This is a genomic window from Thiocystis minor, from assembly GCF_016653465.1.
Taxonomy (GTDB): Bacteria; Pseudomonadota; Gammaproteobacteria; order Chromatiales; family Chromatiaceae; genus Chromatium; species Chromatium minus.
In genome coordinates this window covers 31,099-53,616 of the sequence record NZ_NHSQ01000068.1, presented here as the reverse complement: position 1 = coordinate 53,616, position 22,518 = coordinate 31,099, and the positions used below count along the sequence as shown (strand labels likewise).

Here is a 22,518-nt window from a genome sequence, read left to right as displayed (position 1 = left end):
ATGCCGGGAAACAGGCTCAGGGACGCAGCCGAATGCGCAACGCCAGTTCCTTCAACTGCGCCTCGTCCACCGCCGAGGGCGCGTCGGTCAGCAGACAGGCGGCGCTCTGGGTCTTGGGGAAAGCCATGACATCGCGGATTGAGGTCGCGCCGGTCATCAGCATCACCAGACGATCCAGCCCGAAGGCAATACCGCCATGCGGCGGACAACCGAACTTGAGCGCCCGCAGCAGGAAGCCGAAGCGGTCCTCGGCCTGTTCGTCGCTGATCGCCAGCAGCTTGAAGACGCTACGCTGGACGGCGTCGCGATGGATACGGATGGAACCGCCGCCAATCTCGGTGCCGTTCAAAACCATGTCATAGGCGCGCGACACACAGGCGCCGGGATCCGTCTCCAGCCGGTCGAGCTGATCCTCCTTGGGCGCGGTGAAGGGGTGATGCAGCGCCACCCAACGCTGGTTGGCTGGATCGTGCTCGAACATCGGAAAGTCGACGACCCAGACCGGGCGCCAGCCCTCGGCCATCAGCCCGCGCTCCTGACCGAGCTTCACCCGCAACGCGCCGATGGATTCGTTGACCACGGTCGCCTTGTCGGCGCCGAAGAAGATGAGATCGCCATCCTCGGCACCGGTGCGCGCCATGATGCCGTTCAGCGCGGCGTCGGGCAGATTCTTGACGATCGGCGACTGCAAGCCCTCGCGGCCCTTCGCCGTCCACTCGTTGACTTTGATATAGGCCAGACCCTTGGCCCCATAGATGCCGACGAACTGGGTATAAGCATCGATCTCCTTGCGCGACAGCTCGCCACCCTTGGGCAGCCGCAGGGCCACGACGCGCCCGTCCGGATCCTGCGCGGGACCGGCGAAGACCTTGAAATCGACCTCGGCCATCAGGTCGGCGACATCGATCAGTTCCAGCGGCACCCGCAGATCCGGGCGATCCGAACCGAAGCGGCGCACCGCCTCCTGATAGGTCAGACGCGGGAAGGGATCCGGAAGCTCGACGCCACTGACCTCGCGGAAGAGTTCGCGGATCATGGACTCCATCAGGACCATCAGCTCGTCCTCGGTCATGAAGGAGACTTCGATATCGAGCTGGGTGAATTCGGGCTGACGGTCGGCGCGCAGATCCTCGTCGCGGAAGCAGCGGGCGACCTGATAGTAGCGGTCCATCCCCGACATCATCAGCAATTGCTTGAACAACTGCGGCGACTGAGGCAGCGCGAAGAACTCGCCCGGATGGGTGCGGCTGGGGACCAGATAATCCCGCGCGCCCTCGGGCGTGGACTTGGTGAGGATGGGTGTCTCGATGTCCAGAAACCCATGGCGGTCCAGGAAGCCGCGCAGCATCCGGGTCACCTGGGCGCGCGTGCGCAGACGCGACTGCATCTCCGGGCGGCGCAGATCCAGATAGCGGTAGCGCAGACGCAGTTCCTCGGAGGCATCGGCGGCATGCGAATCGAGCTGGATCGGCGGGGTTTCGGAGGCGTTCAGCACCTCCAAATCCAACCCCAGGATCTCGATGGCGCCGGTCGGCAGGTCCGCATTGACAGTGCCCGCCGGACGCGGACGCACCCGCCCCGTGATCTTGAGCACGTATTCGCTGCGCACCTGCTCGGCGCGGCTGAACACCTCGGCGCGGTCCGGGTCGAACACGATCTGGACCAGACCCTCGCGGTCACGCAGATCGATGAAGATCACGCCGCCGTGGTCACGCCGCCGCTGGACCCAGCCGCAGAGAACGACCTCCTGCCCGTCGTGACTGTCGTTCAACTCTCCACAGTAATGCGTGCGCATCGCTCTCTTGCCCTGTTGTTCGCGGTGGGCGAATTCTTATGTCCTGAATTTGGACCGAACCCGCCATGAAAAAGCTCGGAAAGATACTGGTTGCAGGTGTTTGGCGCAAGCGGGGTCCGAGTGCAACTCGGCGCTCCCAGGTTGGGGTCAGGCGGCCGATTTGCTGTCCGCTGGCTTGGCCGCCGGAGCCGCCGCCTTGTCGGAAGCGCCGGTTGAGCTTGAGCTCTTGTCGGAACCGCCGGTAGAGCTTGATCCGCCCGCATCCGCCGATTTCGACTCTTTTTTCTCGCCGCTGTCGTGCAGGTTCTTCTGTTTATCCTTCTTGAAATCGGTTTCGTACCAGCCGCTGCCCTTGAGCCGGAAGCCGGCGGCGGAGATCTGCTTTTTCAGGGTGGGTTGACCGCAGGCGGGACAGTCCGTGAGGGCCGGATCGCTGATCTTTTGGATCTTTTCCAACGCGTGGCCACAGCTTTCGCAACGGTATTCGTAAATCGGCATGCTTGTCTTCTCGCTAAAGTTTGTCGTTGTCGTTGTCGTTGTCGTGATCGCTGTCGTTGTCGTTGTCGTTGTCGTTGTCGAGATGATCATCGCGATCAGAATTCTCCTGCACCGCATGGTTTCGATATCCGAGCTTTGTCCGCTTTCCAACGCCGACCCGGGAGCGATTTCAAAAAAGCAGCGCCGATCGGCGCTGGTTCCCTTACCGTTGCCTTCGGCGATGTTCAAAGGGAGCGACGGCGAGTCCCGAAGTCGTTGGCTCCATGCGTGGCGATCACGACAACGATCACGATCACGACAACGATCACGACAACGATTGTATTCTTTGTGTTGTTTAATTTACTTTTTTACTCGTTAACCAGGAATTCCAGACGGACAATCAATGCACTCGACCGACCTCCGTTCCATCCTCATCACCGGCTGTTCCAGCGGCATCGGCCAGCATTGCGCCCGAGGGCTTGCCAGGCACGGCTGGCGTGTCATCGCCTCTGCGCGTCGCCCGGAGGACGTCGCCCGACTTGCGGACGAGGGTCTGACCGCGATCCGGCTGGATCTGGACGACCCCGCCAGCATCCGCGCGGGCGTCGAACGAACCCTGGAGCTGACTGGCGGTCGGCTGGATGCGCTCTTCAACAACGGCGCCTACGGACAGCCCGGCGCGGTCGAAGATCTGAGCCGCGCGGTGCTGCGCGCCCAACTGGAGACTAACCTGCTCGGCTGGCATGACCTCACCTGCCGCGTCATTCCGATCATGCGTCGTCAGGGTCACGGGCGCATCGTCCAGAACAGTTCGATCCTGGGCTTCATGCCCCTGCCCTATCGCGGCGCCTATGTCGCGAGCAAATACGCGCTGGAGGGGTTGAGCGATACCCTGCGGCTGGAATTGCGCGGCACCGGCATCCATGTCTCGCTGATCGAACCCGGCCCGATCATCAGCCGCTTCCGCGACAACGCGCACCGCGCCTTTCTGGCCAACATCGACCGCGAACACAGCCCGCACCACGCGTCCTACCGTCGGGCCGAGGCGCGTCTGACCAAGGCCGGACCCGTGCAGCCCTTCACGCTGCCGCCGGACGCAGTGCTGAAAAAGCTCATTCACGCCCTGGAGAGTCCGCGGCCGCGAGCACGCTATTATGTCACCCTTCCGACTCATCTGTTCGGGACGTTGAAACGCCTTCTGCCGACCCGCGCACTGGACTGGATTCTGGCGCAGGTGTCGCGCGGTGGAGAAGGATAAATCAGTCACTGACTCCGCAAATCTTGAACAAACTGTCGAAAAATTTCGTTTCGTTTCGTTTCGTTATCGAGTATCCGCGCGACAAACGACAACGACAACGACAACGAGCAAAATCCTCGACCACGTTTTTGGTTCGGCTCTGCCGGGTTGGGCGATTTCCAGAAACCGCCTTACCGCTCAGCCGACGGCTGGCTGCCAAGCTCCTCCGCCCAGCAGCCCGTGGGCGGTCCCAGCACCAGATCCTCGCCCTCGAAACGCACCAGGAAAAGCTCCCGGTTCGGGTCCGCTTCCAGATGGCCGATGTTGACGATCACCCCGCGCGTCCCCGCACGGGCAATCAGCGCGTCCTTGGGGAGGTTCGGGATGCCGCCGTCATTGTGAAGATCGGTGGCCGCATAGACCATGTCACCGGGGTTCAGTTGGCTCAATTCCATCATCGTCGACTCCTGTTGTCGGGTTTGTCACCAGATGACCGCCCTCGCTTGTGTCGGAAATGACAAGCGAATCGGCGGCGCCTTGAAAATTGTCAATGAATCAGCGCCCTGCCTGTGCAACAGGCCGTGGCATGGCGTTTGCTGAATTCTCTCCAAACGAGAAAAGCAAGACTCAAGCCACGCGCCGGATCTGACGCCGCGCGCTCAAGCCAACGCCGCTGGAGAACAAAAGCCATGTGGGAGTATTCTGAAAAGGTCCAGGAACACTTTTTTAGTCCGCGCAACGCCGGGGCCGTCGCCGAGGCCAACGCAACCGGCGATGTCGGTTCGCTGTCCTGCGGCGATGCGCTGCGTCTGACATTGAAGGTCGACCCGGAAACCGAGATCATCCTCGAAGCGGGCTTTCAGACCTTCGGCTGCGGCTCGGCCATCGCCTCCAGTTCCGCCCTGACTGAAATCATCAAAGGCATGACGCTCGACGAGGCGCTGACGGTCAGCAATCAGGACATCGCCGACTATCTCGACGGTCTGCCGCCCGAAAAAATGCACTGTTCGGTCATGGGGCGCGAGGCGCTCCAGGCCGCCATCGCCAACTATCGCGGCGAGGTCTGGAAGGACGATCACGAGGAAGGCGCGCTGGTCTGCAAATGCTTTGCCGTCGACTCGGCGCTGATCGAGCACACCATCCGCGCCAACGCACTGAGCACGGTGGAAGATGTCGCCAATTACACCAAGGCCGGCGGCGGCTGTTCTTCCTGTCACGAAGGAATCGAGGAGATCCTGACGCGTGTGCTGGCCGAAACCGGCAAGACCTTCGCGCCCACCGGCGCGGCCACCAAACCGGCTCCCGTCCGCCGCAAGCTGACCAATCTGCAACGTATCCGCTGCATCGAAAGCTCCATCGAGGCCATCCGCCCCAATCTCCAACGCGATCATGGCGACGTGGAACTGGTCGATATCGACGGCAAGAACGTCTACGTGAACATGACCGGCGCCTGCGTGGGTTGTCAGATGGCCTCCACGACGCTCGAAGGCATTCAGCAGCGCATCGTCGAGGATCTGGGCGAATTCGTGCGAGTGCTGCCGGCGGCGGCGCAGCGGCATTAGGGCGCTTTCGAGAACCGGACGCACCACTCCGTAGGGGCGATTTAAATCGCATCCACAAGACTTTCAGGGCGTCCTGGGACTCCGAGAAGCAAGCTGAACAGCGATCGTTGTCGTTGTCGTCATCGGAGAGTCGATGACGAATACGACAACGACAACGACAACGAGATACAGGAACAGGCTTCGCTTTCGCCAGGTCGCAGCGTCCGACGACCAGAGCGATCGGCGATTCGACCGCATGCCGACGACCCCAGGTGCCGACGGCAAGTCGGCGCTCCCAGTTCATCGCGAGAGAAATCCATGACCACTTCACCACCCGTCCAAGGCATCTATTTCGATAACAACGCCACCACCATGGTCGCTCCCGAGGTCGTGGAGGTCATGCTGCCCTATTTCACCGAGCAGTTCGGCAATCCGTCCTCGCTGCATCAATTCGGCAACCGGGTTGGCATGGCGATCAAGCAGGCCCGCCAGCAGGTCCAGGCGCTGCTCGGCGCCGAGCATGACTCCGAGATTATTTTCACTTCCTGCGGCACCGAGTCCGACTCCACCGCCATTCTGTCCGCACTCAAGGCACAGCCGGAGCGCAAGGAGATCATCACGACCGTCGTGGAGCATCCGGCGATCCTCTCGGTGTGCGAACACCTGGAGAAGGACGGCTACAAGGTTCATTACCTGACGGTGGACGGCAAGGGCCGGCTGGACATGCAGACCTACATGGATCTGCTCTCCGACCGGGTCGCGATCGTCTCGGTGATGTGGGCCAACAACGAATCCGGCACCCTCTTTCCGGTGCAGGAAATGGCCGAGCTGGCCAAATCGGCCGGCGTGCTCTTTCACACCGACGCGGTTCAGGCGGTCGGCAAGCTGCCGATCGATCTCAAGGACACCGCCATCGACATGCTCTCGCTGTCCGGGCACAAGCTGCACGCGCCCAAGGGGATCGGCGTGCTCTATCTGCGCCGCAACACCCGCTTCCGTCCGCTGCTGCGCGGCGGTCATCAGGAGCGCGGACGGCGCGCCGGCACCGAGAACAGCGCTGCCATCGTCGGACTCGGCAAGGCGTGCGCGATGGCGCTTGAACACATGGAGTCCGAAAAGACCGTCGTGCGCGCCATGCGCGACCGGCTGGAGCAGGGAATCCTCACCGCCGTGCCCAACTGTTTCGTCACTGGCGACCCGACCAATCGCCTGCCGAACACCAGCAATATCGCCTTCGAATACATCGAGGGCGAGGCCATCCTGCTGCTGTTGAACAAGCTCGGCATCGCGGCATCGAGCGGCTCGGCCTGTACCTCCGGCTCGCTGGAGCCCTCGCATGTGATGCGCGCCATGGGCATTCCTTTCACCGCCGCGCACGGGACCACCCGCTTCTCGCTCTCGCGCTATAACCGGATGGACGAGGTCGAGCGGGTCATCGCGGCGGTCCCGCCGATTGTCGCGCAGCTACGCAAGCTCTCGCCGTATTGGGGAGAGACTGGCCCCGTAAAAGATCCGGAAAAGGTCTTTGCGCCGGCCTATGCCTGAGTGAAGGCCGTCAGGCGATATTCGAGAAACATCACCCCGAGTTCCCGCCCTCAGGACGAACGCTCTCCCAGCGAACCGTGCGCATCTGGCGGCGTTGCGTTGCGGCGCGGAAACGCCGCCAGCGCATGGACTGCACATCGGTTGCATGCTCGCTCCGCACCACATGAGCTTCAGCGCCAAGCGATCCGTTGCCGGTTCTCGACACAGAAAGAGCCGCCACCGGGCATCCTCGGTCGAAACAGCCGATCCGCCATGGTTCGCACACGCGAGAACGACGCATCGCCAAGCTTCACGATTCCGTCATTGAGATTGCACTGGACGGTCAAGATCGCTGCTTAAGATACGCAAGAGATTGTGCGAATTTTCGGAGCCTCCCGCGATGACCATCGAACCGACCCAACACAACCACCATCCGATCGAGCTTCAAGTACACATTCATTACGGCAAACGACGCTTCTTTTGCGCAAGGGGCCGTGACTTGTCCCAGCGCGGAATTTATCTGGACGTACGCAACCTGACCCTGCCGACCGGAACCCTGATCGACCTGGAGTTCCACGGACTTGAACAGGATTCACGGATCGAGGCGACCGTCGTTCATCAGGATAGCGCAGGCATTCAGGTGCTCTTCGCCGTACCACAACCAGAGCTGTCTCCCGGACTGGAGCAGATCTCCGCTCCGCCCCCCATGGCACTTGGCGCACTGCAGGAGTGCGCGCTTTCCATCATCTAAATCACCGAGCTAAACCGCGCCAGTTCCAACCGTCGCGGATGCTTCCGAGGCTGAGACAATGCAAAAACATCGCCTACCGCGCTAGGCGCGGTTTAATTCCACCGAAACAGCACCCATTGAGGAATCGAGGAATTCCTCGCCGATCGCTCCTGGGCGTCGATGATCCCATCCCCATCGTGATCGAAAAGGTAATACGGGGGGCCGACCTGAGGCTGCACCCGGACCATGTAGAGCATGCCCCGCACCCGATATTCATAAACGATGTCGCTGCCGGACTCGGTAATGGTGATGTCGGGTTCCACCGACTCGCCCGTGACCGGCGACGGCTCGATCGTCGGCGCCTGCAGGAACCCGCCGCCGACCGCCTCCTCCTCTTCTTGTGCATGCGATATCCCGAACGCGAGCGTCAGGACTAGGATGGTGAGAATTCGACTGGACACAGGGTCACCGTTGCGTGGCGAAAGAGATGGAGAATGGTAATACGAACCCGGCCGGATTGCTCGCCCGAGCGTCGTCTCGCTGGGTCAGGCATAATCCGCTCCTTGTTCACGGAACCTCCGCTGGATCCTCTATGAGCGGACTCAACCCCCGTCAAATCGAAGCCGTGCGTTACACCGCCGGCCCTCTGCTGGTGCTGGCTGGCGCCGGCTCCGGCAAAACGCGCGTCATCACCCAGAAAATCGCTCACCTGATCGGGCACGTCGGTCTCCAGGCGCGCCACATTCGCGCCGTCACCTTCACCAACAAGGCCGCGCGCGAAATGCGCGAGCGGGTTAACCAGCAGGTCAAGGGTATCAACACGCGCGGACTGGGCATTTCCACCTTTCATACCCTGGGACTCGACATCCTGCGCCGCCACCCCGAGCGGCTCGGACTGCGCGCCGGATTCTCGCTGCTGGACGCCCAGGACTCGGAATCGCTGATCAAGGAACACCTGCGCGGCACGCGCAATGCCGGCGCCATCGGCCCGCCCGCCGTGCAGCAGCGCATCTCGCGCTGGAAGAACGATTTTGTCGATCCCGAGCAGGCCATGAGCCACGCCGAGGATGACTTCGAGACCCAACTGGCCAGTCTCTATGCCGGCTACGAACGCAGTCTGCGCGCCTATAACGCGGTGGATTTCGACGATCTCATCCTGGGTCCGGCGCGGCTATTCAGGAACCAGCCCGATCTGCTGGAGACCTGGCAGGGGCGCATCCGCTATCTGCTGGTCGACGAGTACCAGGACACCAACGGCGCCCAATACGAACTGGTGCGTCACCTGGCCGGCCCGCGCGGCACCTTCACCGTGGTCGGCGACGACGACCAATCCATCTACGCCTGGCGCGGCGCGCGGCCGGAGAACCTGGCGCGGCTCAAGGACGACTATCCGACCCTCAAGGTCATCATGCTGGAGCAGAACTATCGCTCCAGCGCCCGCATCCTCGGGCTGGCGAACGCGCTGATCGCCCACAATCCGCATGTGTTCGAGAAACGGCTCTGGAGCGAACTCGGTCCCGGCGAACGCCCGCGCGTGCTGCATTGCAAGGACGAGGCACACGAAGCCGAACGGGTTGCCTCCGAGATTCTGCATCTGAAATTCGCCGAGGAGACGCCCTTCGGCGACCTGGCCATCCTCTACCGCGGTAACCATCAGGCGCGCCCGTTCGAGAAGGCGTTACGCGAGCACAACATCCCCTATTTCCTCAGCGGCGGCACCTCCTTTTTCGCCCGCGCCGAGGTCAAGGACACCATGGCCTATCTGCGCCTGCTCGCAAACCCGGAGGACGACGCCGCCTTTCTGCGCATCGTCAACACACCGCGGCGCGAGATCGGCCCGACCACCCTGGAGAAGCTCGCCGACTATGCCCGCGCACGCACCATCGGACTGCTCGCCGCCTGCGGCGAACTCGGTCTCGCCGAACACCTGAACGAACGTCAGCGCAACCGGCTCGGCGCCTTCGCCCGTTTGATCGCCGACCACGGACAGCACGTTGCCGCCGATCCGGCCGCTGCCATGAGCGCGCTTGTCGAGACCATCGACTACCCGGCCTGGCTGCGCGAAAACGCCTCCAGCCAGCCGGTCGCGGATCGTCGCTACGAGAACGTCACCGACCTTCTGAGCTGGCTCGGCAAACTGCACAAGGGCGACTTCCAGGACAAAACGCTCGCCGACATGGTCGGTCATCTCACGCTGATGGACGTGCTCGACCGCCAGGAAGAGACCGAGGGCGGCGACCGCGTCCATCTCATGACCCTGCACGCCGCCAAGGGGCTGGAGTTTCCGCACGTCTTTCTGGTCGGCATGGAAGAAGAACTCCTGCCCCACCGCGTCAGCATCGAGGAAGACAGCATCGAGGAAGAACGTCGACTCGCCTATGTCGGCATCACCCGCGCCCGCCAGGCGCTCACCTTCACCCTCACCCGGCGACGCAAGCGTTATGGCGAATGGGTCTTGAGCGCGCCCAGCCGCTTTCTCGGCGAACTGCCCAAAGAGCAACTGGATTGGGACAACGAGCGCGTGGAAACGCCGGAGAACCGCAAGGCCCGCGGGTTGAGCCATCTCCACCGGCTAAAAGGCCTGTTGAACGCCGACTGAACGCGGTGACCGCTCGAACCTTGGCCGAATCGAACCGTCTGGCGCGGCACCGTCGAACGGCAAAATGGCCTTTGACGAAAGCGTGATCGAACTCCATAATACTTAGTCTGCGCCCGTAGCTCAGATGGATAGAGTACAGCCCTCCGAAGGCTGGGGTCACAGGTTCGAATCCTGTCGGGCGCGCCAAATTCAATTGCCGGCAATTCTAAATTCGGTCGGTTTTCGCCGACCTTCTTCACCCCGGAGCGCACCCGCGTCCTGCTGGCCGGGCGACGGCTGGGGTGGGCAACGCCATGGCGGCCTCGCTTGGCATCGTCACGCCCTTCTGTTCCTGCTCGGCGGCGCCGCTGTTCATCGGCTTCCTCTCCGCCGGCGTACCGCTCGGCATCACCTTCTCCTTCCTGATCGCTGCGCCCATGGTCAACGAGGTAGCGCTGGCGCTGCTGCTGAGGCTGTTCGGCTGGAAGGTCGCGCTGCTCTATCTGGGACTGGGACTGCTGGTCGCCATCGTCGCCGGGCTGATCATCGGCGAATTGAGGATGGATCGCCAGCGACAACGCGCTCGGTCGATCTCATCCCTGGGAACCCGTGGCCCCTGGGACTGGCGTTCTGGCTCAATGCGGTTGTCGCCTGCGTGGATGACAAGAGTCCCCTCGGATCCGCCAGATACTGAAGCGCCGCGAGGACAACAAGACGAGGCCGCGCGCCCCCGACAACATCTGAAAAATAAAACGTCTTACGTCTTTCGACTTTTCATATAAGGCTCATAATATGCGCTTAGTCGCATATGATAAGATCGCTGTAGCGGAATCAGCCGCGTCGTCAGGAACCTTGCGATTCGCCGTTATGATCGATCCCCAAGCCTTCTTCGAGGCGCTCGCCGACCCCATCCGCCGGCGCATCCTGGCGATGCTGCTGGAGCACGACGAGCTGTGCGTCTGCGATCTGCACGGCGCGCTGGATGCACCGCAGCCGAAGGTCTCGCGGCATCTGGCGGTGCTGCGCAGCGCGGCGCTGGTCCGGGTCCGGCGCGATGGCGTGTGGATGCGTTACCGCCTCGACCCGCAGCTGCCAGCCTGGGCACTGCGCATCCTGATGCACATGCAGGATGGCCTGGGGGCCGAGGCGATCGCGCCCGCGCCCTCCGTCTGCGCCCCCGGCGAGTCCTGACCACTGATCGACACCGAGCCCATTTCAAACCCATCGCATCCAGACTTCACCGAGGATCGCCTCATGAACACTGCTCCCAAGACCGTCCTGGTTCTCTGCACCGGCAATTCCTGCCGCTCGCAGATGGCAGAGGTGCTTCTCAACCATGACCTGGCCGGACAAGTACGCGCCCTGTCCGCCGGCACCCGGCCGCAACCCAGGGTCGCGGATAACGCGATCGCCGCGCTGCAAGCGATCGGCCTACCGACCGAAGGGCTCCATCCCAAGAACAGCGACGACTTGCTCGACACACCGATCGATTTGGTCGTGACTGTCTGCGACAACGCCAAGGAGAGCTGCCCGATCTTCCCGCGCCCGGCGCCACGCATCCATCTGCCCTTCCATGACCCGCACGGCGAGCCGCTGGAGTCCTTCCTCCAGGTGCGCGACGAGATCCGCGCACGGCTGATCCCGGCGGTGACCAAGGCGCTGCGTCTCGACTCCAGCGAATCGGAGTAAGCCATGTCCATTCAATGCGAAGTCACCATCAAACAGACCACTGGCGCACCCATGAGCGTCTTCGAACGCTGGCTGACGCTCTGGGTCGCGCTCTGCATCCTGGCCGGCATCGGACTGGGCCAATTTTTCCCCGCCCCCTTTCAGCTCCTGGGCGCGCTGGAGGTGGCACAGGTCAACCTCCCGGTCGGCCTGCTGATCTGGGTAATGATCATCCCGATGCTGATCAAGATCGATTTCGGCGCCCTGCATCAGGTGCGCGATCACTGGAAGGGCATCGGCGTCACCCTGTTCGTCAACTGGGCGGTCAAGCCTTTCTCCATGGCCCTGCTGGCCTGGCTGTTCATTCGTGGACTCTTTGCCGATTGGCTGCCAGCGGAGCAACTGGACAGCTATGTAGCCGGACTCATCCTGCTCGCCGCCGCGCCCTGCACCGCCATGGTCTTCGTCTGGAGCCGGCTCACCGGCGGCGATCCCTATTTCACCCTGACGCAGGTCGCGCTCAACGACGCCATTATGATCGTCGCCTTCGCCCCAATCGTGGCGCTGCTTTTGGGACTCTCGGCGATCATGGTGCCCTGGGACACCCTGCTGACCTCGGTGGTGCTCTATATCCTGATCCCGGTCGGTATCGCCCAATTCTGGCGGCACTTCCTGCTCAAACAGGGCGAGGCCCGGTTCGACGCGACCCTGGCCACCCTGGGTCACGCCTCCATCGTCGCCCTGCTGCTAACCCTGGTGCTGCTGTTCGCTTTCCAGGGTGAGCAGATCCTCGCGCAGCCGCTCATCATCGTCCTGCTGGCGGTGCCGATTCTGATCCAAGTCTTCTTCAACTCCTCGCTGGCCTATTGGCTGAACCGCGCGGTTGGCGAGAAGCATAGCATTGCCTGTCCCTCGGCCCTGATCGGCGCGTCCAACTTCTTCGAGCTGGCGGTAGCGGCGGCCATCAGCCTGTTCGGCTTCCAGTCCGGCGCGGCGCTGGCGACCGTGGTCGGGGTGTTGATCGAGGTGCCGGTGATGCTGCTGGTGGTGCGGGTGGTGAATCGGAGCAAGGGGTGGTACGAACGCGGCCAATCGTAAACTCAACGATGAAGCTGATGAAAACACTCGAAATCGACTCCAGCCGGACGGGGCATTCGCTTCGTCCGTCACGTTTTCCTGTCTCATCCAGACTTGCCGCGCCTGGATCCAGACCAGCGCCTCGCGGATTTCACGCGCAGTGACTCGGCCCGTGGTCTCGAAGCTGTTGAGATCGACGGTGCAGTCCCCCCATCGCGCAGATTGACGTGAACATGCGGCGGCGGGTGGTCATCAAAGTACATGACCATCGACTGTTGTCGAAGCGATGAAGGGTGCTCATGAACGCATGATTAGAGCAATGGGTGCTCTACCGCGATCGACGTCAAATGTGACGTCCGCTTGTCTTCGGCTGCCCGAAACTCACAGATCCGGAGCGGTGATCGATGGGTTTCACGGCCAGTCGGCGCCCGTGCCAATGATGAATGTCATACCGTGGCCGTTTTCCCCAACCACGCTGGCTGACCCTGCAATCCTTCTAATTTTGCCAGCTCAGGGCTCGTTGGATGAGCGGGACGGACCACCCCCTTGCGGCAACTCCAAGTCGTTTGTGGGCTCATCACTGGGGTCGGGGGTTTCAGAGAGGGATTCAAGCAAGTCTTCGCGCTGTTGGCGAGACATTCCACTATGTTCCAGACTGGCCGCGAGATCGTCAAGAAGCTCTTGTTCGGTGTGCTCAGGCGGGTTGGGGTCCACATCGGTTGCACTGTCATCCCAGTGCGTTTCCAGTTGCTCCTTGAAATGGCGAAAGTACTCAATCTCGGACGCCGGAGCGTCCCCTTGCTCCAGGGATTCGATCATAGTGGCGAGTTGACCGATACTTGCCAGATGGGATTCCCATTGCTGAGCCGCCAAATCCGCCCTGTCCTGCTCACTCAGGGTGATCTGGGGCTGGGGGGGGAGTTGTGCCAGCCCAGGTCGTAGATGAGGTGGAATCCCCTGGTGATCCATTGAACGGGGCTTGGCGAAGCCGGCGGTGTCGCCTGCCTTCCGAGCCAATGTGTTGACGGAATCGGCAGAGCTAATTGTGGACGCTTCCTGATGCAATGGGATTGTCGAATCGGATGTGGCGGATTCCTGGCCCATGGCTAGCAGACTCGTGCCAGCGTCGACCGACCGCAGCCCACTACCGATGTGGTATCCCGTTACGACCCCGGAGCCGAAGACGACGAACGCGCCTGCCACAAGTGTCCACCGCTGCGTCATCTGTTCACTCCATCGTCGACTCAGGTGAAATTGGAAAGGATTTAAATAAACGCCTGCACATCAAGTGATGCACGGCCATAAGGCTTCCGCGAGAAACATAGTTCGAACACGTCAGGCCACCCTCGGTGGGGTGGCCTGGCCGAAAGGCTATACAGCGGCGCCAAAGTATTTCGAATGGCTTAGGGTGGGATTAAGCGAAGCGAATCCACCGACAAGCCACAACAGAGACTTGAGCGCCGTTGTACTAGTTGGCATAGATCCAGCTTAGGGTACCGCCGTAGCGGAGAGTACCACCAGCCGGCCAGGGATTAATGCATGATATGTAGACGTTCTTGTGCAGGCTGGATGTGATCGCATACGAGAGATCAGGATCGGTAGTGGCGCAGTACCAGAGGTATGGCGGAACTCCGAAATAGTTGGCCGGGCTCACATATACATAAGTCGTGGCCCCGTTGGTGTAGTACTGCTCGACTGGACCATAAGCAACGGCCGCCTGCGCCGACCCGACTCCGAACATCCCCGCGCTCGCAAGAACCAATGAAGTCACTACTTTATTCATATTCATGGAGATTCGCCTTTGTGATATGTGGAAGACCTGGGAACACGCGCCTATTGAGAGACGAAATTGACCAAATTTCCTTCGCGACCTAACTGCTTCAAGTCGCTGATGCACGAATCAGAAAGCGATAGGCGTAGCAATACCAGGAAATTGCGGCCTTTCCCAGCATGCAACCCCACTCATAGCCACGACTGAATGCGCCAAAGGCAATAGCTGAGCTACGCTATCAACTATAAGATGAGCACTATTTGTTTTCAACCATATAAAATTTATAGTAAATGCCTCCAAGACCGAGCGAGGCGTACCTTGACGACTTGCTGAGATTGTCAACCGAGGGAAACCGCAACAGAGCGCTGCGTGACTTTTACAAGACCAGCAGTGGCTCCCGCTCCGTATCAACGTATACCTTTGATTTTGTAGCAGATTCTTGATCATGGCTTATGAAAACATAATTCGTAACAGACTGCTCTTGATAACTTTATTGGAGTATCTGGAACCGCTGCAAGACTAATGACGATTGGCGCGAGAAGAAGCGGATCGGGAGGCAGGAGATATCCAGTGGGCAAAAAACCGGGGGCACAAAAACCCCAAAACCGGGATCAAAAAACCTGGGGCAGGCATCCCATTGCACACACTGATCTATCTGCATGGAGACCGTCTTCCCCCTCAAGCCGCTTGCGCATCATCGGCTTGGTCAGGCATACGGTTTTTAAGCACACCGAAGCATAGATGAACGCGTTTACGCATCGTGGCAGCGAGCACCGTCGGTTGGGTTGCCGCCGATTGGCAACCCAACATTTAGCGGTCAGGTTGGGTTCATTGCATCAACCCAAATCCTCGCTTGGACCCCAACACGCCGATTTCCGTGTGCTGTCCGCTGGAGGCTGGTCGCTAACCGCCCTTTTTAAGGCTACGCCGACGTCGCCCGCACCGCCTGCGTCAGCGAGTTCGCGTCCGCGTGCGGCAGCGGCAGATAGACCGCGCCCATCTCCTTGGCTAGATCGCGCCCCTGTTGTTGCGGGCGCGGCGAGGTATCGATGACCAGGGCCGTGATCTCCAGCGAGCGCACCACCCGCGCCGCCGCCAGCGATTCCTCGCCGGCGCGGGTCCGTCCGCCGGTACCGTCGCGCGCCACGTTCGCCCGTCCGTCGGTCATCAGAATCAATACCGGCGTGCCGCCGCGACGCTTGACCGAATCGGCCAAAATCATCCCGAGATCGATGCCGGACGCCAGCGGCGTGCCGCCCCCACCCGGCAGCCCGGCCAGGCTGCGTTTGGCCCGCACCAGCGAGCGGGTCGGCGGCAGCAGCACCTCGGCGGCCTGACCGCGAAAGGCGACCAGCGCGACCTTGTCGCGACGCACATAGCAGTCCGCCAGCAGCAGTTCGACCGCGCCCTTGGCCTCGGCCAGACGATGCAGGGCCGAGGAGCCGGAGGCGTCGACGACGAAGATGGTGGTGGTTTCTGACTTGTGCTTGAAGCGGGTGATGCGGAAGTCGTCCTGACGCACCTCGATACGGGTCGACTCCTGACCGAAGCGCGCGCGTTCCTCCCGGCGCAGACGCTGCCAGGGGGCGGCGGCGCGCAGGGTCTCGACCACGTTCAGACGCAGTCCGGCACGCGGCTCGCCACGCAGCACACCCGCCGGGCGACCGCGCGTTTGGGCGTTCTGGACCGCGCCGGCCTTGCCGGTCTGACGCGCCCGCGAGCGGCGCAGCTTGCCCATCTGCAATTGCGCGAGCAGACCGGCCGGGATCGCGGCCTTGGTCGCTTCCAGGATCTGATCTTCGAGTTCCTGCGGTTCCTGCTGTTCGTTGGACTGGTTCTGCTCCTGATCCGGCTCGTCCGGCTCGGGGGGCGGCGGCTCGGCGTCCGGCGGCGGCTCCATCGGCGGCAACTGGGTCGCGCGCGGGGCCAGCACCAGACGACCGGCGACGGCGAGATCCGCGTCCGCGACCTCGGTGCGTTCCTCCAGCGCGGCGGAGGCACAGGCGGCGCGACAGGCGAAGATGGACGCGCGCAGCGAGGGAATCCCCAACGCCAGGGCGAGCCCGCACAGCGCTTCGATCTGTTTTTCGGTAATCGTGACCGAGGAGAGCCGCGCGCGGGCCTCCAGGATGTCCTCGGCGTCGTAGGGACAGGCAACCGCCTCATGGACACGGATATAGGTCAGTTCGAGATGGAAGGCGAGCCGGTCGAGCAGCGCGTTGAGCAGACCTTCGTCCTCGCCAACACCCTCGTCCAGGGCGACCACGGCGAACCGCGAGGGGGTGCGCATCGCCAAACCGTCGCGCTCCAGCACTACCTCGCCGGCGTCGAAGGCCATGGTCAAACGCGCGGCGGTGCCCGCGGCGATGCGCTCGGCCATCGCCAGCTCGACCACGCCGCCGTGAGCCTCGACCAGCAGGCCCAGTTCGGCGACCGGCCGTCCGGCGCTCAGGGTCGCGGCCAGATCCAGACCGCCGAGCAGTCGGCCATCGGAGACATGCAGCGGAATCCGCCGCTGGGGCGTGCCCTCGGGCTGGAGATCGCGCATGACCGCCAGCCACTGATCGCGCACCGGACCCGCCAGGGCGCGCAGCGAGACGCCGCCGGTGCCGACCGGATCGATCGACATCAGGACGGCCGCCAGCACGGCGTCATCCCAGGGCGAGGGGCCGGGCTGGTTCGCGGTCCGATTGGGTGCCTGATTCAGGTCAGGTCCGCCGCCGCTCTCGACGGCGGGATTCGCGCCGGCGGTCGTCATGCGCCAAACAACTCCGCGACCGCGCGCTCGACCCGACTGGTGGAACCGGATTCGTCGAGCGGATCGCGGCGCAGACGATGCCGCAGGGCCGAGGTGGCGATCGACTTCAGATGCGACTGCGTCACTTCGGTGTCGCCCAGCAGGGCCGCGAGCGCGCGCGCGGCGCGGATCAGGGTCAGCTCGCCGCGCAGACCGTCAGTGCCCAGCTTGATACAAAGCCGGCCCGCGTCTTCGAGGGTTGCATCCGGGACGGTGACGGTCGGCAGCAGCGCGCGTGCTTTTTCGATTTGACGGCGGACCTTGCCGTCCTTGCCTTTCCACTTGACCACGAAGGCGGTGGGATCGCGCTCGAACTCGTCGCGCAGACGCACCACCTTGATGCGGGTGGGCAGATCCTGCGGGGTCTTGACCTCGACCGAGAGACCGAAGCGATCCTGAAGCTGAGGCCGCAGTTCACCCTCCTCCGGATTGCCGGAGCCGACCAGCACGAAGCGCGCGGGATGACGGATACTCAGACCCTCGCGCTCGACCAGATTCTCGCCGGAGGCGGCGACGTCGAGCAGCGAGTCGACCAGATGGTCTTCGAGCAGGTTGACCTCGTCGATATAGAGGAACCCACGATGGGCGCGCGCCAGCAGGCCCGGCTCGAATGCCTTTTCGCCCTTGGTCAATGCGCGCTCCAGATCCAGCGCGCCGATGACCCGGTCCTCGGTGGCGCCGAGCGGAAGATCGACCACCGGCACCGACACCTGACGGCTTTTCAGCGGGCCTTTTTTGGCGCGATTGGTGCGGCAGTCAGCGCACAAGGCATCGTCACCAGCTTCCGGGTCGCAGTTATAGGTGCAATCGACCGCGCGCATCTTCGGCAGGAGCGCGGCGAGTCCACGAATTGCCGTGGACTTACCGGTGCCCCGGTCGCCAAACACAAGAACCCCGCCAATCGACGGGTCAATAGCCGCAATCAACAGGGAGCGTTTCATCTCCTCCTGGGCGACGACGGCGGAAAACGGAAACGGGATGGACATACGCGGCGAACCTAGTTGCTATGATCTTGAAATGGCACAAACGGCCGGTTGATCGGAAGCGCCCGACACAAAGCGCACACAGGCGCGCGGGCACCGTCCCAGTAAAAAGGACTCAGCCGTCAATCGCGCGACGAGCCCGGCGTTCATTCATCAAGCCCGCGACCCTAGCGCCCATCCCTAAGCGCGGTCAAGCGCGTTGCGTCAATCGGGCGGTAAATTTGGCAGAAAGGATGGTCCGGGGCAAAGATTCGCGTCCAACGTCGACTGGACGCGGTTGCAACCCGGCGCGCGCGCAATCGATGGACGCCGCCGACGCATTTCGGGCAGACTGACGCGCGCGGCACCCGCATCCGCGCAAGCACCAGAAGAACACCGCCGATCCCCGTTGAGGAGACTTTCCGTATCATGCCGACCCCTTCCGTACAGCCAGAAACCGCCACCGGCGACGCCCGACCCATCCTTGACGGGGCAAACGCATGACCAACGCCGCCACCGCTCCACTGGAAGAAGGCCCCTCGAAGGGACTCGGCCAGATCACGCTACTCAGTCACGACGACCGTCTCAAGGGCCGCCCGCGTCTGTGCAGCGACTGCGGACTCTGCGACAGCGCGCTGAAACCGTCGATGCCGCAAGCCTGCATGTTTGTGGACAACCGGACCCAGACGATCGAGCAACGTCTCCACGGTCGGAACCGCCAGCCTGACGACGAACTGCGCTTCGGGATTTATCGCGCGCAGTATGCCGCGCGGATGCGCCGACCCAACCCCCAGGCCCAATGGAGCGGCATGGTCACCGCGCTCGGCGCGCGCCTGCTCGAACAGGGAAAGGTCGAGGCGGTCATCACCACCGGCGCCGCGCCCGGCACCCGCTTCAAGGCCCAGCCGATTCTGGCACGCACCCTGGCGGAGGTCTTGGCCACGGCCGGTAACAAGCCCTGTCTCTCGCCCAATCTGAGCCTGCTCGACCGCGTGCGCGAACAGGGGATCAAGCGGCTCGCCTTTATCGGCACGAGTTGCCAGGTTCACGCGCTGCGGGCGGTCGAGGCGGAACTCGGGCTGGAACGACTCGATGTGATCGGCATTCCGTGCAGCGACAATGTCGCCTACGAGGATCTGACCTATTTTCTGAGTCAGGTCTCGCGCTCGCCCGAAACCGTCGTCCATCACGAATTCATGCAGGACTTCAGCCTCTGGATGCGCCATGAAGACGGCCATGTCGAGCGTCTCAACTTCGTCGACTTCCCGATGGACAAGCTGCATGGGATCTTCCCCTCGGCCTGTCTCTCCTGCTTCGACTATCCCAACGCGCTCAGCGACCTGACCGTCGGCTACATGGGCGCAGAACTCGGCTGGCAGTGGGTGCTGGCGCGCACCGAACGCGGTGAGGAACTCTTCGAGCTGATGCGACCCGATCTGGAGATCGGCGAGCTGACCGAGCGGGGCGACCGTCGGCGCGGCATGCCGCGTTTCATGGAGCGGCTCGCGCATCCGCCCGGTGCCAAGCGGCCGCCTTTCCTGATCCGCAAACTGGTCGCGATGCTGCAACGCAAAAAAGGTCCGGGCGGTTTGGAGTTCGCGCGCGCGGTGATTGAGATGAAGCTGTTGCGGAACCTCAATTATGTGCGTGGTAAGTTCGCGCGGTTGGAGCCGCGGGTGGTGCCTTATCATGTGTATCAGACTCTTGAGCCCTATGCCGAAACTTATCGCGAGACCTTTGGGCGCGCGCTGGCGGATGAGTCCTAGTGCAACTGTGCGAAAGTCCCAAGACCGTCTCAGGTCGTTGTCGTTGTCGTTAGTTGTTGTCGTAATCGAATATTCGCCATGTCGAGACCGCGACAACGACAACGAGGAGGCCCCGGTCTCGGAACTTGAGCGGCGAAGCACTAGGGCGGTTGCCGCCGCCCCGGGAGCGCCGATTGCCCTGGGAACGCCGGCTTGTAGCCGACCCTGGGGCCGCCGACATGTTGTCGGCAGAAGGGGCATGATGGCGATTGGATTGTCGGTCGGCTCGGACGCCGGCTACAAGCCGGCGGCCCCAGGGGGGACAGGGTCATGCTGAGTTATCTTCATGGCTTTCATGCGGGAAATCATGCCGACGTCCTGAAGCACGCGGTGCTGGCGCTGCTGTTGGATGCGCTGCTGGTCAAGCCTAAATCGCTGGTGTTTCTGGACTCGCACGCCGGCTCCGGAGTGTATGACCTGACGAGTAAGCAGGCCCGCAAGACGAATGAGAGCGCGAATGGAATCGGTCGACTGTGGGCGCGGCAAGAATCATTTCCCGAACTGGCGCGCTATTTCGACGCCATCGCGGCGCTCAATCCGGACGGTGGCTACGCGCGCTATCCGGGATCGCCGCAGCTCGCGCGGCACTGTCTGCGCGCGGATGACCGGCTGATCCTGATGGAGTTGCACAAGGCCGAGGTCCAGACGCTGCGCCATGCGCTGGGCGGCGATCCGCGGGTCAATATCCATCATCGCGACGGTTTCGAGGGATTGACCGCGCTGCTGCCGCCCAAGCCGCCGCGCGGTCTAGTGCTGATCGACCCGCCCTATGAGGTCAAGACCGACGTCGATCGGGTCGCGAACTGTCTCGCCGCCGCGCACGCGCGCTGGCCAGCCGGGAGTTATGCCATCTGGTATCCGCGTCTTGGGGTCCAGCGCGATCAGGCCGCTCGCTTAATGAGGAAGCTGTCGCGCGAAATCCCGGAGTTCCTGATCGCCGAGTTGGCGGTGCGTCCGCAAACGGACGACTTCGGGATGCACGGCTCGGGGATGGCCATCGTGAACCCGCCCTGGCGCTTCGAGGAACGGCTTGGAACCTTGTTGCCCCGACTCGCGGATGTGCTTGCGTTGGAGCCCATCCAGTCAGGAAGCACGACAGGATGGCGGCTGGAATGGCGGCGTCGACCAGCCTAATCGACTCAGGACTCCTCGGCATCCGAGGACACAGCGGGAATCTCGTCGTCCGGATTCAGATATTCGACATTCAGCAGATGCACCCGGCGGCTGTCCGCGCGCATCACGGTAAAGCGAAAGCGGCCGAGTTCCACCGACTCGCCGCGCTTGGGCAGATGGCCGAGCGCATTCACCACCAGGCCGCCGATGGTGTCGAACTCCTCGTCCGGGAAGTCGCTGCCGAAGTAGTCGTTGAAATCCTCGATGGTGGTGCGGGCCTTGGCGCTGAATTCGTTGCGGTCGCGCCGGAAGATGCCGGAACCCTCGTCATAGTCGTGCTCGTCGTCGATTTCGCCGACGATCTGCTCCAACACGTCCTCGATGGTCACCAGCCCCGCCGCGCTGCCGTATTCGTCGACCACGATCGCCATGTGGTTGCGGCTTGACCGGAATTCCTTGAGCAGGACGTTGAGCCGCTTGCTATCGGGAACGAACACGGCAGAGCGCAGAAGGTCGCGGATGTTGAAGGCGCGTCGTCCATTCCCGACGCAGAAGGTCAGAAGATCCTTCGCCAGCAGGATGCCGACCACTTCGCCCTTGTCGTCGCCGGTGACCGGAAAGCGCGAGTGGGCCGATTTGACGGCGATCTGGAGGATTTTCTCCAATGGGTCGTCGCGTCTGAGCGAAACCATTTCTGCGCGCGGGATCATGATGTCGCGCACCCGCAGATCCGAGACCTGCAATACCCCCTCAATCATGCTCAGGGCGTCCGTGTCCAACAGATCCCGTTGTCGCGCGTCCTTCAGCAACTCGATGAGCTGCTCCTTGTCCTGTGGTTCGCCCCCCAGCATCTGGCCAATTCGTTCAATCCAGTTGCGTGAACGCGAACCCTCGCTAGATCGATCGCTCGTCATCGAGTCTCCAAGTCTTGCTGATGTTCATAGGGTGGCGGGAATCCTAACCCGCCCAGGATGTTCGTTTCCAGAGTTTCCATCGCCTCGGCCTCGGTCTCGTCAAGATGATCGTAATCAAGCAGATGCAGCACGCCATGGACGACCATGTGCGCCCAATGCGCGGGCGCGTCCTTACCCTGTTCCAGCGCCTCGCGGCGCACCACCTCGGCGCAGATCACCAGATCCCCGAGCAGGTCGCGGATGGCGTCATCCGGATCCAGGCCCGGCGGAAGCTCGAACGGGAAGGAGAGGACATTGGTCGGTCGGTCGAGACCGCGATACTGCCGATTCAGCGCCGCGCCTTCGTCCGTGTCCACGATCCGAATCGTCAACTCCGCGCGCTCGCGATGGCCGTCGAGCGCGGCTTTCGTCCAGCGTTCGAACTGAGGCAGCGAAGGCAGTTCGGGGGCATCCGTCGCCAGTTGCAGGTCGAGTTCCAGGTGTACGGGCATTTGGTCAGTTGTCAGTTGTCAGTTGTCAGTTGTCAGTT

22 protein-coding genes and 1 tRNA gene are annotated in these 22,518 nt (G+C 62.6%); 12 read left to right on the top strand and 11 right to left on the bottom strand.

Annotated elements, in window-relative coordinates:
• Nucleotides 1-16: 16 nt before the first annotated feature.
• Nucleotides 17-1,795: an aspartate--tRNA ligase gene (gene aspS, locus CCR95_RS08425; RefSeq protein ID WP_201093489.1), complete on the bottom strand. Its 1,779-nt coding sequence runs from the start codon at nt 1,793-1,795 to the stop codon at nt 17-19.
• A 147-nt stretch (nt 1,796-1,942) separates the two neighbouring features.
• Nucleotides 1,943-2,632 (bottom strand): FmdB family zinc ribbon protein, encoded by a 690-nt coding sequence (locus tag CCR95_RS26325; RefSeq protein ID WP_420825650.1) that lies wholly within the window; start codon nt 2,630-2,632, stop codon nt 1,943-1,945.
• Nucleotides 2,633-2,675: 43 nt separating this feature from the next.
• Here CCR95_RS26325 and CCR95_RS08410 point away from each other — a divergent pair, with 43 nt between their 5' ends.
• A complete protein-coding gene (locus tag CCR95_RS08410) occupies nt 2,676-3,530 on the top strand; it encodes an SDR family oxidoreductase (RefSeq protein WP_201093488.1) in 855 nt (284 codons plus the stop codon).
• Nucleotides 3,531-3,700: 170 nt separating this feature from the next.
• On the opposite strand, the gene CCR95_RS08405 is transcribed toward CCR95_RS08410, so the two are convergent.
• Entirely contained in the window at nt 3,701-3,967 is a 267-nt protein-coding gene (locus tag CCR95_RS08405; protein WP_242523129.1) for a nitrogen fixation protein NifZ, read from the bottom strand.
• A gap of 231 nt (nt 3,968-4,198) precedes the next feature.
• On the opposite strand from CCR95_RS08405, the gene nifU reads away from it, so the two are divergent.
• The 3 genes from nifU (at nt 4,199) to CCR95_RS08390 (ending at nt 7,325) form a co-directional block, all read left to right on the top strand.
• On the top strand, nt 4,199-5,071 hold the full coding sequence (nifU, locus tag CCR95_RS08400) for a Fe-S cluster assembly protein NifU (protein WP_201093487.1): 873 nt from the start codon (nt 4,199-4,201) through the stop codon (nt 5,069-5,071).
• Between the two features lie 297 nt (nt 5,072-5,368).
• Nucleotides 5,369-6,595 (top strand): cysteine desulfurase NifS, encoded by a 1,227-nt coding sequence (gene nifS / locus CCR95_RS08395; RefSeq protein ID WP_201093486.1) that lies wholly within the window; start codon nt 5,369-5,371, stop codon nt 6,593-6,595.
• Between the two features lie 379 nt (nt 6,596-6,974).
• Complete coding sequence (locus CCR95_RS08390) at nt 6,975-7,325, top strand: PilZ domain-containing protein (protein ID WP_201093485.1); 351 nt, start codon at nt 6,975-6,977, stop codon at nt 7,323-7,325.
• A gap of 92 nt (nt 7,326-7,417) precedes the next feature.
• Here CCR95_RS08390 and CCR95_RS08385 read toward each other — a convergent pair whose 3' ends face one another.
• On the bottom strand, nt 7,418-7,765 hold the full coding sequence (locus tag CCR95_RS08385; RefSeq protein ID WP_338115369.1) for a DUF2782 domain-containing protein: 348 nt from the start codon (nt 7,763-7,765) through the stop codon (nt 7,418-7,420).
• 131 nt (nt 7,766-7,896) lie between these two features.
• Here CCR95_RS08385 and CCR95_RS08380 point away from each other — a divergent pair, with 131 nt between their 5' ends.
• The 6 genes from CCR95_RS08380 (at nt 7,897) to arsB (ending at nt 12,648) form a co-directional block, all read left to right on the top strand.
• Nucleotides 7,897-9,903 carry a UvrD-helicase domain-containing protein gene (locus CCR95_RS08380; RefSeq protein ID WP_201093483.1) on the top strand — a complete coding sequence of 669 codons (2,007 nt, stop codon included), beginning with the start codon at nt 7,897-7,899 and terminating at the stop codon, nt 9,901-9,903.
• Nucleotides 9,904-10,012: 109 nt separating this feature from the next.
• Nucleotides 10,013-10,089, top strand: a tRNA-Arg gene (locus tag CCR95_RS08375).
• Between the two features lie 107 nt (nt 10,090-10,196).
• A complete protein-coding gene (locus CCR95_RS26090) occupies nt 10,197-10,664 on the top strand; it encodes a permease (protein WP_338115368.1) in 468 nt (155 codons plus the stop codon).
• Nucleotides 10,665-10,734: 70 nt separating this feature from the next.
• Nucleotides 10,735-11,073: an ArsR/SmtB family transcription factor gene (locus CCR95_RS08365; protein ID WP_242523128.1), complete on the top strand. Its 339-nt coding sequence runs from the start codon at nt 10,735-10,737 to the stop codon at nt 11,071-11,073.
• Between the two features lie 63 nt (nt 11,074-11,136).
• On the top strand, nt 11,137-11,571 hold the full coding sequence (locus CCR95_RS08360) for an arsenate reductase ArsC (RefSeq protein WP_201093482.1): 435 nt from the start codon (nt 11,137-11,139) through the stop codon (nt 11,569-11,571).
• A gap of 3 nt (nt 11,572-11,574) precedes the next feature.
• Nucleotides 11,575-12,648 (top strand): ACR3 family arsenite efflux transporter, encoded by a 1,074-nt coding sequence (arsB, locus tag CCR95_RS08355; protein WP_201093481.1) that lies wholly within the window; start codon nt 11,575-11,577, stop codon nt 12,646-12,648.
• 83 nt (nt 12,649-12,731) lie between these two features.
• On the opposite strand, the gene CCR95_RS26575 is transcribed toward arsB, so the two are convergent.
• The 5 genes from CCR95_RS26575 to bchI all read right to left on the bottom strand — a co-directional run bounded on the left by CCR95_RS26575 (nt 12,732) and on the right by bchI (nt 18,181).
• Nucleotides 12,732-12,890 carry a DUF4160 domain-containing protein gene (locus tag CCR95_RS26575; protein ID WP_476718522.1) on the bottom strand — a complete coding sequence of 53 codons (159 nt, stop codon included), beginning with the start codon at nt 12,888-12,890 and terminating at the stop codon, nt 12,732-12,734.
• Nucleotides 12,891-13,137: 247 nt separating this feature from the next.
• The gene (locus tag CCR95_RS08350) at nt 13,138-13,731 is read right to left on the bottom strand and encodes a hypothetical protein (RefSeq protein ID WP_201093480.1); all 594 of its coding nucleotides are present in this window, start codon (nt 13,729-13,731) and stop codon (nt 13,138-13,140) included.
• 364 nt (nt 13,732-14,095) lie between these two features.
• Complete coding sequence (locus CCR95_RS08345; RefSeq protein ID WP_201093479.1) at nt 14,096-14,416, bottom strand: hypothetical protein; 321 nt, start codon at nt 14,414-14,416, stop codon at nt 14,096-14,098.
• Between the two features lie 904 nt (nt 14,417-15,320).
• Nucleotides 15,321-17,156 (bottom strand): magnesium chelatase subunit D, encoded by a 1,836-nt coding sequence (locus CCR95_RS08340; RefSeq protein WP_201093478.1) that lies wholly within the window; start codon nt 17,154-17,156, stop codon nt 15,321-15,323.
• Nucleotides 17,153-18,181 carry a magnesium chelatase ATPase subunit I gene (bchI, locus tag CCR95_RS08335; protein ID WP_201093475.1) on the bottom strand — a complete coding sequence of 343 codons (1,029 nt, stop codon included), beginning with the start codon at nt 18,179-18,181 and terminating at the stop codon, nt 17,153-17,155. The genes CCR95_RS08340 and bchI overlap by 4 nt, the downstream gene beginning before the upstream one ends.
• Before the next feature lie 476 nt (nt 18,182-18,657).
• On the opposite strand from bchI, the gene CCR95_RS08330 reads away from it, so the two are divergent.
• Both CCR95_RS08330 and CCR95_RS08325 read left to right on the top strand, forming a co-directional pair.
• Nucleotides 18,658-19,923 carry a Coenzyme F420 hydrogenase/dehydrogenase, beta subunit C-terminal domain gene (locus CCR95_RS08330; protein WP_201093473.1) on the top strand — a complete coding sequence of 422 codons (1,266 nt, stop codon included), beginning with the start codon at nt 18,658-18,660 and terminating at the stop codon, nt 19,921-19,923.
• A gap of 309 nt (nt 19,924-20,232) precedes the next feature.
• Nucleotides 20,233-21,096: a 23S rRNA (adenine(2030)-N(6))-methyltransferase RlmJ gene (locus tag CCR95_RS08325; protein WP_201093471.1), complete on the top strand. Its 864-nt coding sequence runs from the start codon at nt 20,233-20,235 to the stop codon at nt 21,094-21,096.
• 5 nt (nt 21,097-21,101) lie between these two features.
• Here CCR95_RS08325 and CCR95_RS08320 read toward each other — a convergent pair whose 3' ends face one another.
• Together CCR95_RS08320 and ybeY are read right to left on the bottom strand one after the other, a co-directional pair.
• Nucleotides 21,102-21,989, bottom strand: coding sequence for an HlyC/CorC family transporter (locus CCR95_RS08320; protein ID WP_201093469.1), 888 nt, complete (start codon nt 21,987-21,989; stop codon nt 21,102-21,104).
• On the bottom strand, nt 21,986-22,480 hold the full coding sequence (gene ybeY / locus CCR95_RS08315) for an rRNA maturation RNase YbeY (RefSeq protein ID WP_201093467.1): 495 nt from the start codon (nt 22,478-22,480) through the stop codon (nt 21,986-21,988). Before ybeY ends, CCR95_RS08320 begins: the two co-directional genes overlap by 4 nt.
• Nucleotides 22,481-22,518 lie beyond the last annotated feature (38 nt).